At 55.5% G+C, this 13,501-nt stretch carries 12 protein-coding genes and 1 pseudogene; 8 read left to right on the top strand and 5 right to left on the bottom strand.

Features of this window, described 5'->3' with window-relative positions; translation table 11 throughout:
* Positions 1–10: 10 nt before the first annotated feature.
* The 3 genes from otnK to J3P88_RS12795 all read right to left on the bottom strand — a co-directional run bounded on the left by otnK (position 11) and on the right by J3P88_RS12795 (position 3,815).
* Positions 11–1,279 carry a 3-oxo-tetronate kinase gene (gene otnK, locus J3P88_RS12805; protein WP_434575653.1) on the bottom strand — a complete coding sequence of 423 codons (1,269 nt, stop codon included), beginning with the start codon at positions 1,277–1,279 and terminating at the stop codon, positions 11–13.
* A gap of 110 nt (positions 1,280–1,389) precedes the next feature.
* Positions 1,390–2,568, bottom strand: a complete 1,179-nt coding sequence (locus tag J3P88_RS12800) for an isocitrate/isopropylmalate dehydrogenase family protein (protein WP_235868342.1) — start codon at positions 2,566–2,568, stop codon at positions 1,390–1,392.
* A gap of 308 nt (positions 2,569–2,876) precedes the next feature.
* Entirely contained in the window at positions 2,877–3,815 is a 939-nt protein-coding gene (locus J3P88_RS12795; RefSeq protein ID WP_033864596.1) for a GntR family transcriptional regulator, read from the bottom strand.
* A 221-nt stretch (positions 3,816–4,036) separates the two neighbouring features.
* Here J3P88_RS12795 and J3P88_RS12790 point away from each other — a divergent pair, with 221 nt between their 5' ends.
* From J3P88_RS12790 to J3P88_RS12770, 5 genes and pseudogenes are all read left to right on the top strand, one after another.
* Positions 4,037–4,714, top strand: a complete 678-nt coding sequence (locus tag J3P88_RS12790; RefSeq protein ID WP_154906229.1) for an aspartate/glutamate racemase family protein — start codon at positions 4,037–4,039, stop codon at positions 4,712–4,714.
* A gap of 247 nt (positions 4,715–4,961) precedes the next feature.
* On the top strand, positions 4,962–5,705 hold the full coding sequence (phbB, locus tag J3P88_RS12785; RefSeq protein ID WP_030141425.1) for an acetoacetyl-CoA reductase: 744 nt from the start codon (positions 4,962–4,964) through the stop codon (positions 5,703–5,705).
* A gap of 118 nt (positions 5,706–5,823) precedes the next feature.
* Positions 5,824–7,158 (top strand): CitMHS family transporter, encoded by a 1,335-nt coding sequence (locus tag J3P88_RS12780; RefSeq protein ID WP_030141424.1) that lies wholly within the window; start codon positions 5,824–5,826, stop codon positions 7,156–7,158.
* Positions 7,159–7,214: 56 nt separating this feature from the next.
* Positions 7,215–8,030: pseudogene (locus tag J3P88_RS12775) on the top strand (MCP four helix bundle domain-containing protein); the annotation flags it as partial.
* A 45-nt stretch (positions 8,031–8,075) separates the two neighbouring features.
* Positions 8,076–8,939 (top strand): methyl-accepting chemotaxis protein, encoded by an 864-nt coding sequence (locus J3P88_RS12770; RefSeq protein ID WP_434576428.1) that lies wholly within the window; start codon positions 8,076–8,078, stop codon positions 8,937–8,939.
* Positions 8,940–9,045: 106 nt separating this feature from the next.
* Here the strand turns inward: J3P88_RS12770 and J3P88_RS12765 are convergent, their stop codons facing one another.
* Positions 9,046–9,441 carry a cupin domain-containing protein gene (locus J3P88_RS12765; protein ID WP_030141422.1) on the bottom strand — a complete coding sequence of 132 codons (396 nt, stop codon included), beginning with the start codon at positions 9,439–9,441 and terminating at the stop codon, positions 9,046–9,048.
* A 104-nt stretch (positions 9,442–9,545) separates the two neighbouring features.
* On the opposite strand from J3P88_RS12765, the gene J3P88_RS12760 reads away from it, so the two are divergent.
* Positions 9,546–10,157, top strand: a complete 612-nt coding sequence (locus J3P88_RS12760) for a TetR/AcrR family transcriptional regulator (RefSeq protein WP_235868341.1) — start codon at positions 9,546–9,548, stop codon at positions 10,155–10,157.
* Here J3P88_RS12760 and J3P88_RS12755 read toward each other — a convergent pair.
* On the bottom strand, positions 10,154–10,729 hold the full coding sequence (locus J3P88_RS12755) for a TetR/AcrR family transcriptional regulator (protein WP_095962565.1): 576 nt from the start codon (positions 10,727–10,729) through the stop codon (positions 10,154–10,156). The genes J3P88_RS12760 and J3P88_RS12755 overlap by 4 nt on opposite strands.
* A 172-nt stretch (positions 10,730–10,901) precedes the next feature.
* On the opposite strand from J3P88_RS12755, the gene J3P88_RS12750 reads away from it, so the two are divergent.
* Together J3P88_RS12750 and J3P88_RS12745 are read left to right on the top strand one after the other, a co-directional pair.
* Positions 10,902–11,699: a crotonase/enoyl-CoA hydratase family protein gene (locus tag J3P88_RS12750; protein ID WP_434575648.1), complete on the top strand. Its 798-nt coding sequence runs from the start codon at positions 10,902–10,904 to the stop codon at positions 11,697–11,699.
* A 21-nt stretch (positions 11,700–11,720) separates the two neighbouring features.
* Complete coding sequence (locus tag J3P88_RS12745) at positions 11,721–13,496, top strand: acyl-CoA dehydrogenase (RefSeq protein ID WP_434575647.1); 1,776 nt, start codon at positions 11,721–11,723, stop codon at positions 13,494–13,496.
* Positions 13,497–13,501: the final 5 nt, after the last annotated feature.

Below are 13,501 nucleotides of genomic sequence, written 5' to 3'. Positions count from 1 at the left end.
GACAGGCAGGTCATGGTGCATTGGCCAACGCTTTTTCGAAGAAATCAACGGAACCGAAATTTCCGGATTTCAGTGCCAAGGCCACCGGATCGTCGCGTAAGCCGAGAGTCCAAGGCACACCAGCGTCGATCATCGCGCCGATTCTCAACGCCTTGATCCCAAGGGCCTTGACCACCGCCCCAGAAGTTTCCCCCCCGGCCACCACCAATTTACGTACGCCCATGTGGTACAGCCCTACAGCAACGGCGGACAATGCGGCCTCAACGATTTGAGCGGCGGCTTCAATGCCAAGCTTCTGTTGTGCTTGTTTAACCGAATCCGGTTCGGCGCTGGCGTAGATCAGGACCGGACCGGCATGGATCAGGTCTTGCGCCCATGCAATAGCTTCACGTACCTGGTTCCGCCCGTTGGCAAGGAGTATTGGGTCAAGGGCAAAGCTCGGTCGTTTCTTTCGCCAGTGCTCGACCTGACCGTTGGTTGCCACCGAACAGCTGCCCGACACTACGGCACCGAGGCCATCAACGAACGGCAACGCGGCTGCGTTCCGAGCGTCACCAAGCAACTCCAGACGACGAAAATTGTCAGGCAGACCCAGGGCAACACCGGAACCGCCGGTCACTAATGAATGACCAGCGACAGCCTGGCCGATCGCGTACAGATGCTCATCATTGAGGGCATCGACAACCGCGTAACGGTAGCCCTGCGCCTCGAGGTCGCGAAACGCCACTGAAATGGCTTCTGATCCTTGGTTGACAACCTCGTGTGAGACCAGGCCGACCGGTTTGGGTGTCTGCTGTTGAAGCACCCGGACCAGATTGGCATCGGTCATGGGCGTCAATGGATGATGGCGCATCCCGGACTCACTCAGCAGCAAATCACCGACAAATAGATGACCTTGAAAAATCGTGCGTTTGTTTTCCGGGAATGCCGGGCAAACGACAGCGAACGAGGCCCCCAACGCGTCCGCCAGAGCGTCAGCGACCGGGCCGATATTGCCGCGTGGCGTGGAGTCGAACGTCGAGCAGTATTTGAAGAAAAATTGCTGGCACCCCGCGGCACGTAACCATTGCAAGGCTTGCAATGAATCGTTGACGGCCGCTTCAGGGCTGATCGTACGGCTTTTCAAAGCGATCACCACGGCATCGATATCGTCCGGCACGGGTCCATCCGGCACACCGATCACTTGCAATGTTCGCATTCCGCCGCGCGCCAACGTATTGGCCAAATCGGTGCCCCCGGTGAAATCGTCAGCGATACAACCCAGTAGTAATTGACTCACTGTGTGCTCCTCGCGCCTGCTCCTCCGATGATGCGAAAGGAAGAACAGGCTTTTCTTGTTATTGATCCGGCAAACCAATGGGCGGCATGCCGGCATGGCACCTTGGTCGATCAGCCGAGAAGAACCTTGGCGACCGCGTCACCGAACGCCTGGGTACCGAAAGTGCCACCCAGGTCCGGGGTACGCTGTTGAGGGCTTTTCAGAACGACATCGACGGCCTTGTCTATCATCAACCCGGCATCAATCAGAACCGGACGGCCATGGTGTTCGCCCATCCACTGCAACAACATGCCCACGGAAAGAATCATCGAAACTGGATTGGCCTTGTCCTGCCCGGCAATGTCCGGCGCGGAGCCATGTTGCGCCTGGGCACAACAGTGGCTGTCGCTGGCCATCATCGAGCCCGCGAGCCCCAGGCTGCCGGATAATTCACTCGCCAGATCACTGATGATGTCGCCGTAGAAGTTCGTCGCGACCAATACGTCAAAACGCTCAGGATTGCGCACCAAGTGGGCCGTTGACGCATCGACCAACAGATCGTCGAGGACAACTTCGGGAAAGTCCCTGGCCACGTTACGCACACACTCCAGGAACAGCCCATCGGTCATGTGAAAGCTGTTGGCCTTGTGGATAGCAGTGACTTTTTTCCCTCGTTTCATGGCCAGCTCAAATGCCCGGCGTGCGATCCGCTCGCTGCAATGGCGGGTAATCTTGCGCGTGGACAACGCCATGTCCGGCGTTGGCATCATTTCGCCCCAGCCGCGGCTCATGTTGCGATCCGGATAAAAACCTTCAGTCGCTTCGCGCATGATGACCAAGTCCATCGTCTTGCCTTCCTTCATGTTCGAAGTCAGGAACGGACGAGTACGCGCTGGACGCACATTGGCATACAAATCCAAACCGATACGAAAGCCAGCCGAAACGTTGCGACCGCCCTTTTCGGGAGTCGGATAGTCCGCATGGGACTGAGTGCCCAGGATGATGCCGTCGTAGCCTTTGGCCTTTTCCAATACCTCTTCACGCAGCGTGGTGCCGTATTTCTCCAGACTCGCGAAGCCCACATCGTCGTAATCGAACGCCAGGCCAAGACCCATTTTTTTGTTGGCGGCCTGCAGGACAGCCATTGAAGACTCAATGATTTCCGGACCAATACCGTCACCAGGAAGCACCAGAATACGCATCGCTAACCCCTTATTTTTTATTGGGCGAATTTGCTGAGCCGGTATCCAGAAACCATCTTTATGTACATCGTAACGACAACGTACAATTTTGGCGAGAGGTTGTCCCAACCATTTACCTTCAGACGGTGCTGACGAAACCGGCGTTATGTCGTTTCGATATCGACATTGCATTTTATTGCACGAATATACAATCTATGCAACCTTGCACTCCGCCTTGTGGAGGACCAGTACCTCGCCCCGATCATGGACGAATCGGGGCGCTGAATGGCGGCACTGACCGCTAGGCGCTCTTCAACGGGCGTGGCCGAGGGTTTGATGAAAGGCGGACAAGCAGACGCGGTGCCGCACGCACATCGCCGAAGGCGATCATTTGTACGTCGATGCGGACGGAGCGGTAGTGCTGAAGGAGATGCGGCTTAGCTGACGATCGAAACCTCAAGGCTGCGCTGGTACTCCAGCTCGTCCCTGGCTTCTTTTTCAGTTTTTTGTCGCCCGACGACATCGAGGTGGGTGCGTAGAAAATCCGCGGCCTCTTCGCGCCGTCCACTTTCGATGAGATCCAGGAGACGGATGTGCTCTTTACACTGATTGATCAATCGCGGCCGATCCACGTTGGCCTTGTAAGCCATGAATCGACGCAACTGGTTTTGTCTACGGATGGCTTCGAGAAAAAAAGCATTGCCCGAGCAACGGACAATCAGCTCATGCAATTGTGCGCCGATTTGGAACAGCTGCGATCGCGACAACTTGAAAATGTCACCATCAAGCAATTGTTGCTGTGCCTTGCGCGCCTTGGCAAACGCGGCCTTATCCACCTCATAACCGGGTTCAAGCACTGCGGCGGGCTCAATCGCCATTCGAAACCGATAACTCTGGATGTGGGCCTTGGAGTCATGCAGAAAGCTGTTGATCTCCCAACCCTGCCCAGGCTTGCGCTCAACCATTGCTTCGTTGGCCAAGCGACTCAAGACCTTGAGAAGTTGTCCGCGAGGCACTTCGTACTTGCGGATCAACTCTGCTTCGAAAAATGTCGTCGGAATGTCCCCGCGAAGTACGTCATCGACCACACGCAGGTAAAAATCTTCAAAGGGATCAACTTCCAACGGCAGCTTTCCGCTGTCGATGCCGCGCGCGTCAGCGGTCAGGAAATACCCGCGATTGGGTTCCTTGATGGCCAGGCCAAGCTCGGCGAGCAAGGCAAACCCACGCCGTATCGGCGAGCGGGAGACGCCCAGTTCCTTGGCGAAGGCCTCTTCACGCAGCGGATCGCCGGCGCGCATGGATCTGGCTCGGGCCATATCAATGATCTTGGGCGCCAACTGCTCCGCCAGGTCTTTTTTGATCTTGGGCTTCATTTTGGACAGATCGCCCGTCAATGGTGGTTCAAGGATCGGTTCAGCTGAATTCATGGAAACCAGTATTGATAAAGGATGGAGTCAATGGCGAGAGAATGAACAGGGACGCCACATTGCGCAGCCTTGCAGAAAAATAACACACCTGATGCACATCAACACGTCAGGCGATGCAGTGCCAACTACCGCCCATTACAAACGCAATACTCGCCCAGGGGAATTCCATGTCCGTACCGCTTATTTATCTGATTCATGCCACACCGGTTTCCATAGCGCCGATCAACGAGGCATTCGAGCGGCTTTGGCCTGAGGCCAGGCTAGCGAATCTGATGGAGGATTCGCTGTCCCGCGATCTGGCAGACGCCGGTGAACTCACTCCGGCACTGACCGAACGCTTCCTGAAACTTGCCACCTACGCATCAGAGTCAGGAGCCGACGCGATTTTGTTCACCTGCTCGGCCTTTGGAGACGCCATTGATCGGTGCAAACGCGCCCTGAGTATTCCGGTGCTCAAGCCTAACGAAGCGATGATTGAGGAAGCTCTGCAAAACAATGGCAAGCTCGCCCTGCTAGCAACTTTTCAACCCGCCATTGCATCGATGGTCGAGGAGTTCGAACAACATGCATTTGAACAGGGTCGGCCGCTCAAACTGACGACCCATATCTGCGACAGCGCTTTCGAGGCCCTGCGAAACGGCGATCAGGAGCGCCACGATCATCTGATCGTCGAGCGGGCTAGCCTCATAACGGACAGCGATCTGCTGTGTTTCGCGCAATTTTCCATGACCCACGCAGCTGAACAGGCAAGCAGGACCAGCGGCCTCAAGGTACTGACGACACCTGACAGTGCGGTACTGAAACTTCGCCGCCTCTTGCAAGCTCAAGGCCTGCCCAAACGCTAAAAAAGACGATGTACCAAGCGCAGGGTAGAAGGTGAACATTGCTCGCTAAGGTTGGCACCAAGGGGCTATGGAAGGTGATGCACTCACATGTTCCGCAAGGTGACCGTTCGTAAGGATGCGGCGAACCTTGCATAAATTGTATCGTGTTCGCTTGCAAAACAATTTGCAGTGAGGTCTATTAGGCGCCAGTGGCTCCCGCAAGCCGCCCGCAATGCTCCCCACAAGAAAACACAACAGGAGTTAACGCATGACCAACAAAATCGCCTTTGTCACGGCAGGCATGGGAACGCTAGGCACCGCTGTCTGCCAGCGACTGGCAAAGGATGGCTTTACCGTAGTCGCGGGCTGTGGTCCGAACTCTCCCGTAAAGAACGCTTGGCTAGCGCAGCAAAAAGAGCTCGGTTTCACCTTCATCGCCTCCGAGGGCAATGTTGCTGATTGGGATTCTTGCTGCCAGGCCTTCGAGGAGATCCGAAGGAACGTCGGGCCTATCGACGTATTGATCAATAACGCCGGCACCGCCAGGAACGTGGTTTTCCACGATATGCAACCTAACGACTGGACCGCCGTCATCGATACCAATCTCAACTCACTGTTCAACGTGACCAAGCAGGTCATCGATGGCATGGCTGAACGAGGCTGGGGCCGCGTGATCAACATCTCTTCGGTCAATGCCCAGTTGGGCCAGGTGGGTCAGGTCAACTATTCGACCGCCAAGTCCGCAATCCGCGGCTTTACCCGAGCCTTGGCGCGCGAAGTCGGCCCACGTGGGGTCACTGTAAATACCGTATCGCCTGGCTACGTTGCCACGGCCAAACTCAAATCCATCACCACGGCCGATGTCATGGATCGCATCATCCAGGACATCCCTTCTCGCCGTCTGGGTACTCCCGAAGAGATTGCTTCCATGTGCGCCTGGCTCGCTTCCGATGAGTCCGGATACGCCAATGGCGCCGACTTTTCGCTGAATGGCGGCCTGCACATGAGTTGATGCCAGAACACTTGGCATGACTCACTGGCTCTCTCCCGACGAATTTCTGCGAAACCTTGATGCGCTTTAATGCGCAGCATCCATAAAAACAATTGTACTTTACGTCAAGGTGATACAAATGCTCTCATTTCTCGGCTACGGCATGATCGTGACCTTTATGGCGCTGATCATGACCAAGCGGTTGTCACCCTTGGTTGCCATGACGACAGTCCCGATCATATTCGCGCTTCTCGCGGGCTTCGGTCCGGATATGGGCAACATGATGATCGACGGGCTGCGTAAGGTAGCGCCCACCGCGATCATGGTGATGTTCGCAATCCTCTACTTCGGCGTGATGTTCGATACCGGCCTATTCGATCCGATCATTCAAAAATTCATCAAGTTGATCAACGGCGACCCGATGAAGGCCGTCATCTTCGCCACTTTACTCGCGGGGATGGTGTCGCTGGATGGTGATGGCTCGACGACTTACATGATTACCATCACGGCGATGCTGCCTTTGTTCAAGCGGCTGCGCATCGACCCGTTGTGCCTGACCTGTGTAGTGATCCTGGCGGCGAGCGTGACCAATCTGCTGCCATGGGGCGGTCCTTTGGCTCGCGCTGCGGCTTCTTTGCAGGTCGATACCGCTGATCTCTTCCTGCCACTGATTCCAGTGATGGTAGTTGCCTTCCTGGGGGTCATGGGACTGGCCTACTTCATCGGCATTCGGGAACGTCAGCGTCTGGGCACCCTCCGCCTGTCGGTAGGTGCGGCGGCAACAGTCTTCGACGACGAAAATGACGAAGGCTTACCCTCGATGTCCGACGAGAACGCCGAGTTGCGTCGTCCAAAGCTATTCTGGCTCAACGCCGGCCTGACGATAGCTTTGATGACTGGCTTGGTAATGGAAGTGCTGCCACTTTCCATTCTGTTCATGGTCGCCTTTTCCATCGCGCTGGTGATCAACTACCCGCACATGAATGACCAGCGTCGCCGGATTTCCGCTCACGCCCCAACAGCCTTGAACCAGATCGCGATCTTCCTCGCTGCTGGCATCCTGGCGGGCATCCTTTCCGGTACCGGCATGGTCAATGCAATGTCAGCCAGCTTCCTGGCCATGCTGCCTGAAACATGGGGGCCTTACATGGCTCCGATCACGGCGCTGGCGAGCATCCCTGGCACATTCTTCATGTCCAATGATGCCTTCTACTACGGCGTGCTTCCGGTGCTTGCCAAGGCTGCGGCGGCTTATGGTATCTCCGCGGCGGAAATCGGGCGGGCCTCGCTGGTCGGTCAGCCTGTCCACCTTCTTAGCCCTCTCGTGGCCTCTACGTACCTGCTCTGTGGCTTGGCGGGTGTGGAGTTCAGTGACCATCAGAAATACACCCTTAAATGGGCATTTGCGCTGAGTTTCTTGCTGCTAGCGGTGTGCTTGTTGCTGGGCTTGTTCCCTTTGCATGCTGGAGGATGATCCTCGCAAACCCTACGTAAGGACTGAGTAGTACTGAATATCCCGGCCGCAGCAATGTGTCCGGGACTTTTTCTGAGGTGGGTGCAGCCTACCTCCTCTCCCATTGCAGTTGCCCTGGATCACCCCGCGGCAATTTTGCCCCGCTCGCAGGACTGAAAAATGTTCTTAAGAAAGATTCGGATCGCCCCCCGGGCTTTTTGGGTTTTGCCGTCATAGCCTTTCTCGGGGTATTCCTGGGTTTTTTTGCTTTACAACAAATCAACGATGTCCAGTCTGAAGCGATTGATATCAAAGACAACTGGATGCAACGCGTGAAGGCACTGGGAGCTGCCAACGCTTCCCTGAACCGCTACCGAATGGGTTCGATGCAACATATCCTGTCGACGACTGACACGGATATGCAGTCCTACGAAGAAAAAACAGCGGGAAGATTGAAGCAGGTAAACGAGCAGATGAAGCTGTATGGAGCGCTTCTGACGAACGAGCAAGATAAGGTCCGCCTCGAAACATTCAACAAAAGCCTGAATGTCTATGCCGCTCATCATTTGGAGCTTCTTCGAATTTCCAGGGAAGGTAAAAAATCGGATGCTCGATCTTATTTACTGACCATCCGTGACTCCTACGACCAGTTGACGAAAAATTTCGACGATTTGATCGACCAGTCCAATCAGGGTGCGGAGCTCGCCGCAACGCGGTCCGCCGAGGCCTATAACAGTGCCACCAACGGCATCAATGCAGCCATTGCGCTTGTCGCGATAGGCACCCTGCTCATTGCCTTCATGCTAACTCGTAGTATCACTGTCCCGATTTTCGAGGCGGTCAAGCTGGCCGAGACCATTGCTGGAGGCGATCTGACGCAACCGATCAAACCTCAAGGCAATGACGAAGCAACTCGTCTGCTTCAAGCCCTGTCCGTCATGCAACAAAGCCTTTTAATGACCCTGAAACAGATCACCAGCTCATCAAACCAACTGGCCTCATCCGCGGAAGAATTGAATGCCATCACCGCCGAAGGGGACCGCGATATCCAACAGCAGCACAGTGAAATCGAACAAGCCGTCACTGCAGTCACCGAAATGACCACGGCGATAGAAGAGATTGCGAGAAATGCCGCCTCGAACTCAGAGCGCTCAGATGCATCACGAATCATTGCTCTGAACGGCCAAAAACGCATGATCGAAACCGTAGACGCCATACAGACCCTCACCGGTGACGTAAAAACGAGTTCGCAGCAAATAGGAGCATTGGCCGATCAAACGCAAGGCATCGGCCAAGTGCTCGACGTGATCCGTGCGATCGCTGAACAGACCAATTTGCTAGCCCTTAACGCGGCCATTGAGGCTGCACGGGCGGGTGAGGCCGGAAGAGGTTTTGCGGTTGTCGCGGACGAAGTCAGGGCACTTGCTCACCGCACAGCGCAATCTACCAGCGAGATCGAGCAGATGATCGACCGCATTCAAGCCGGTACGGCACTGGCCGTCACCACCATGCAAAACAGCAACGCGATGACGCAAAGGACGCTAGCCCTGGCTGACGCAGCAAACCATGCATTGGCTGAAATAGTCGCTGCAAATGACGATATCAACGGACGCAATCTGGTCATCACCAGTGCGACTGAAGAACAAGCCCATGTGGCTCGTTTGGTGGATAGAAACCTGCTCAATATTCGCGAGCTCTCTATTCAGTCATCCGAAGGTGCGCAGCAAACAACCGCAGCTTCACAAGCTTTGGCGCATCTGGCGGTCAAATTGAGTGCTGTCGTTAAGCATTTCAGGGTCTGAGGCCGCAGCCTCAGCAGCCAAGCCATCCCCTTCCCTTCATTAAATGCAGCGAGCGGCGCGGTTCAACCGCCCCTCGCTGCCTCTTTGCCTGTTGAGCAATCGTGGATTACTCGACGCTCCCACTCGTAACCACAGTGAACTTGCGGCTGAACTCCAAGACTTCGCAGACACCGGTGTGTCCTGCCGGAATCGAGACACCATCGCCGGCTGTCATCTCGAATCGCTCGCCGGTGTCCATAGTGATTGCGATACGACCTTCAAGCAGTACGAAGGCTTCATCGTTTTCAAAGCGCCAGTCGAACTTCGAAGGTTGAGAAGTAAAAAACGCGACGGCTTTGTACGGGGTTTTCACGCCTACGGTGCGAAGCAACTTCATCCGCGTGTCGGGATTACCTTCGATTACATCATCGCCCAGCGGGTAGGCAAGCCAGCCTTCGGGTGCGTCTAGCGAGGCCAGGGCTACGGAATCGATTGGATTGGGAAGCGTTGGACGAGCAGTCATTGTTTTTGTGCCTCGTATCGGAATGAGTAGATAGAGACTATGACATATGGCATAGTCAAAGCCGAGACTACACCAAACTATGACGTATGGCATAATTTTTTAAGATGAACACTTCTACTCGAGATCGAATGATTGTCGGCGCAGCGGATCTTCTACGCCGCAAGGGGCTGACAGCAACCAGCATGCGTGAGGTGGTGCGCTACTCAAACACGCCGCGCGGATCCATTGCCCATCATTTTCCTGGCGGTAAGCGCCAACTGCTTGAAGCCGCGGTTGAGCATGCCGGACGCGAAGTCACGGAGCCGCTGAAATTACTGTTGAATAAATACGGCCCAGTGAATGGCATGAAACGCTTCGTTGATTTGTGGCGAAAAATGCTGGAAGAATCCGACTATCAGGCTGGTTGTGCGGTATTGGCCGTTTCAGTGGAGCAGTACACATCCGATCAACGTGGCGAAGCTGAGCCCGAACTCGAAGCGCAAATCCAGACTCAACTGCTAAATCAAGCCAACGCCATCTTTGTGCAATGGCGAGAAATCATCGATTTATCGCTACGGGAGGCTGGAGTGACCAAGGCTCGGTCACACAGTCTGGCGCTACTGGCAATCGCCGCTATCGAGGGGTCTGTCGCTCTTTGCAGGGCAGCCCGCAGTGTAGAACCGCTCGACTTGATATGGGGGGAAGTGAAACGGAGTTTTGAAAGGGAACTGACCTAGGCGCAGATCACTGTGCAGTCCAACTGCCGCAGGCCGCGCTCGATCACTGCGTCTATGTAGCTTGGATCTGCGTAAATACGGGCCAACAAAATTGCGCCCTCGAAATCAGCTACCAACTGCCTTCCCAAACGCAGTGACTCCTCCCGGTTGTAGCGGCCGCTATAGAGCTCGGCAGATGCCAGGGTCCAATCATCCAGGAAGCGCCGAATTGGCGCCATGAGCTCTACCTTGCCATAGGTGGCATCGACCGCAACGACGCCCATCAGACAGCCAATCGAATCGTCCTGAAAGAGCTTGCCAGCCTTGCGCCCCATGCGTGTAAGTCGCTCCTGCGGCGCCAGACTTTCATCAAAAGCGATAGAGAACAGCGACTGTTTCAGCCGTTCATGCGTCCAGTCCAATACGTCCCGCAGGAGCGATTCCTTGTTGGGGTAGTGATGATAGAACGAGGCCTTGGTCAGTCCACAGGCGGACGATAACGCATCCATGGTAGTGCCATGGTAGCCAAGACGCTTGAAGGTGTTGGCGCAGCGCTGTAGGAGCTCATCGCGCGGGATTTTCAGTGGCCGCATGGGCTTCTCCTGTTCTAAATCATGCAAATTGATTCTATGCCATAAGCGTTGGCGTCTCAATTTGACGGTTACCGAATGTTTGTTTAGTTTAATCAAACCGAACGTTCGGTAAGTAACTACGATTCGCCTGAAAATACAGGTCCTCATCTCACAAAGCCAGGATAAATCTCCCATGAGCGAAGCAAACAGCGGTCCGGGTCGAGTCACCCGGGAGCAGCGTGGTCATCTGTTCCTTATCGGTCTGGATCGGGCCGGCAAACGTAATGCTTTCGACAGCGCCATGCTGAACGACCTAGCCCTGGCGCTGGGTGAGTACGAGCGCAACGCGGACATGCGCTGCGCAGTCGTATTTGCCCACGGCGAGCATTTCACCGCTGGCTTGGATCTGATGGAGCTGACGCCAAAGCTGGCTTCGGGAGGATTCAAATATCCCGATGAAGGCATCGATCCTTGGGGCGTCTCGAAGCCGCGTCGCACCAAACCGATTGTCCTTGCCGTACAAGGTACCTGCTATACAGCAGGCATCGAGCTAGTGCTCAACGCCGACATCGCAATAGCCGCGAGCAACACCCGCTTCGCTCATCTGGAAGTCTTGCGTGGTATTCCACCTTCCGGCGGTTCCACTGTGCGCTTCACACAAGCGGCCGGATGGACCAACGCAATGCGCTACATGCTGACCGGCGAAGAGTTCGATGCCGATGATGCATTAGGAATGCGTCTGCTGACCGAGGTTGTTGAGCCCGGACAGGCGTTGCCTCGTGCCATCGAATACGCCGAACGCATCGCCAAGGCCGCCCCCCTGGCGATCAAGGCTACGTTGCAGTCCGCTTTCCAGGCTCGTGATGAAGGCGACGATGCCGCCCTCTCCAATCTCAATGAGCTGCTGTTCACGCTGATCAAGAGTGAAGACGTGCGTGAAGGCGTGATGGCGATGATGCAGAAACGCGAGCCGCAATTCAAAGGCCGTTAACTCACCAGCAGGGGCAACGACATGCTTCAGTACCAAGCACCATTGGAGGAGTTCGACTTCCTCGCTCGCAAGGTTCTTCGACTTCCAGAGCTGTTGCCTCTGCTACCAGAGCACTGCCATATCGACATCGACCTCTTCAAGGCAACTCTGGAGGTCGGTGCCGAACTCACCCAGGAACAACTGCTGCCTTTGAACGGCAGCGGCGATGTCGAGGGCTGCCGGCTCGAAAATGGTGAAGTCAAAACCCCGCGGGGTTTTCAATCGGCTTACCGCCTGTTCCAGGAGAACGGTTGGCCCGCCCTGACAGTGCCAATGGCGATCGGCGGGCAAGGCTTCCCAGGAGCAGCCGGGGTTTTCTTTGATGAAATGCTCGCTTCCTCCAACGTGTCTTTCAGCATCTTTGCCAATGTTCGCGAAGGTGTTCTACGTTGCATCGACCGATTTGGCGATGCACGGGTTCGATCACTGTTTTCCGACAAACTGGCCAGCGGCGAATGGCTTGGCACCATGTGCCTTACCGAGCCTCAAGCCGGCAGTGATCTTGGTTTGATTCGCACGACAGCAATTGCCCAGTCGGATGATTCCTATTTGCTCAGCGGCGCGAAGATATTCATCTCGAACGGCGATCATGACCTGAGCGAAAACATCGTTCACTTGGTTCTCGCCAGGACGGAAGGCGCACCTGCAGGTACCGGCGGCCTCAGTCTATTCGCCGTGCCAAAGCACCCATTGGAGGGTCGTCATTCAGGGAACGGCGTGTCCGTCGTTTCGCTGGAGCATAAACATGGTATTCGTGCCAACGCTACTTGCGCCTTGTCGTTCGAGAATGCCAAGGGCTATCGCGTCGGCGAACTGAACCGAGGCCTGGCTTGTATGTTTGTGCTGATGAACAGTGCACGGCTGGCTGTCGGTGTCCAAACCGTAGGCCTGGCTGAGATCGCTTACCAGAATGCGCTGAGCTACACCCAGGAGCGCCTCCAGGGCCGTGCGTTGAACGGTGCTACACATCCGGATCAATCAGCTGATCCTTTGCTCAGCCATATTGGCGTCAAGTCGATCCTTGTCCAGCAGAGGTTGTTCATCGAACCCGCTCGTCTGCTTTGCGCCTGGGTCGGTACGCTGCTCGATGAGGCGCGCTGCCATCCGGATGACCTGCGGCGCACCAAGGCTTTCCAACTTGCAGAACTGCTGACACCCGTCGTCAAGGGTTATCTCTCCCATCATGCAGGTACACATATCGCTTCGGCGCTCCAGCTCTTCGGCGGGAACGGATACATCGTCGAAACCGGCATGGAGCAATTGCTAAGGGATGCGGCTATCTGTCCGATCTACGAAGGCACGAACTATATCCAGTCGCTGGACTTGCTGGGGCGCAAGACCTTGGGTGACCAGGGGCAGCGCTTGGGAATCTTCCTGGACCACATTCCAACACTTGCCAAGCGTCTTCGCGAACGCCCAGATCTGGAGGATGTTGCAACGACTCTGAGCGCATGGCAGGTCGAGTTCGAACCATTGATTCAACAACTGTCCGTCGACACCGTTTTCAACCGGGATGTCGTGGGGTTGGTTGCGCCAGACTTTCTGGAACTACTGGGGACCGTTGTTTTTGGCTATTTATGGGCATGGATTGCGGACGCCGCCACGCCGTCAACGTCTGATGAGGATTTTCTCAGAAGCAAACCTGCCCTCGCCCGCCTGTATTTTTCCGAAGCCGAATTACGAGTGCCTTTGCTTATCGAAAAGCTAAAGCGCAATGCATCTCGTCTTGAGCAGCTCAAACAGATCCAACTCTGCTAGGGCGG

The sequence above is a fragment of the Pseudomonas sp. Z3-6 genome, assembly GCF_051131985.1.
In the GTDB taxonomy this organism is placed as follows: domain Bacteria; phylum Pseudomonadota; class Gammaproteobacteria; order Pseudomonadales; family Pseudomonadaceae; genus Aquipseudomonas; species Aquipseudomonas zanjanensis.
Note: the sequence above shows the minus strand (reverse complement) of the source record. Positions and strands in the feature narration are given on the sequence as shown.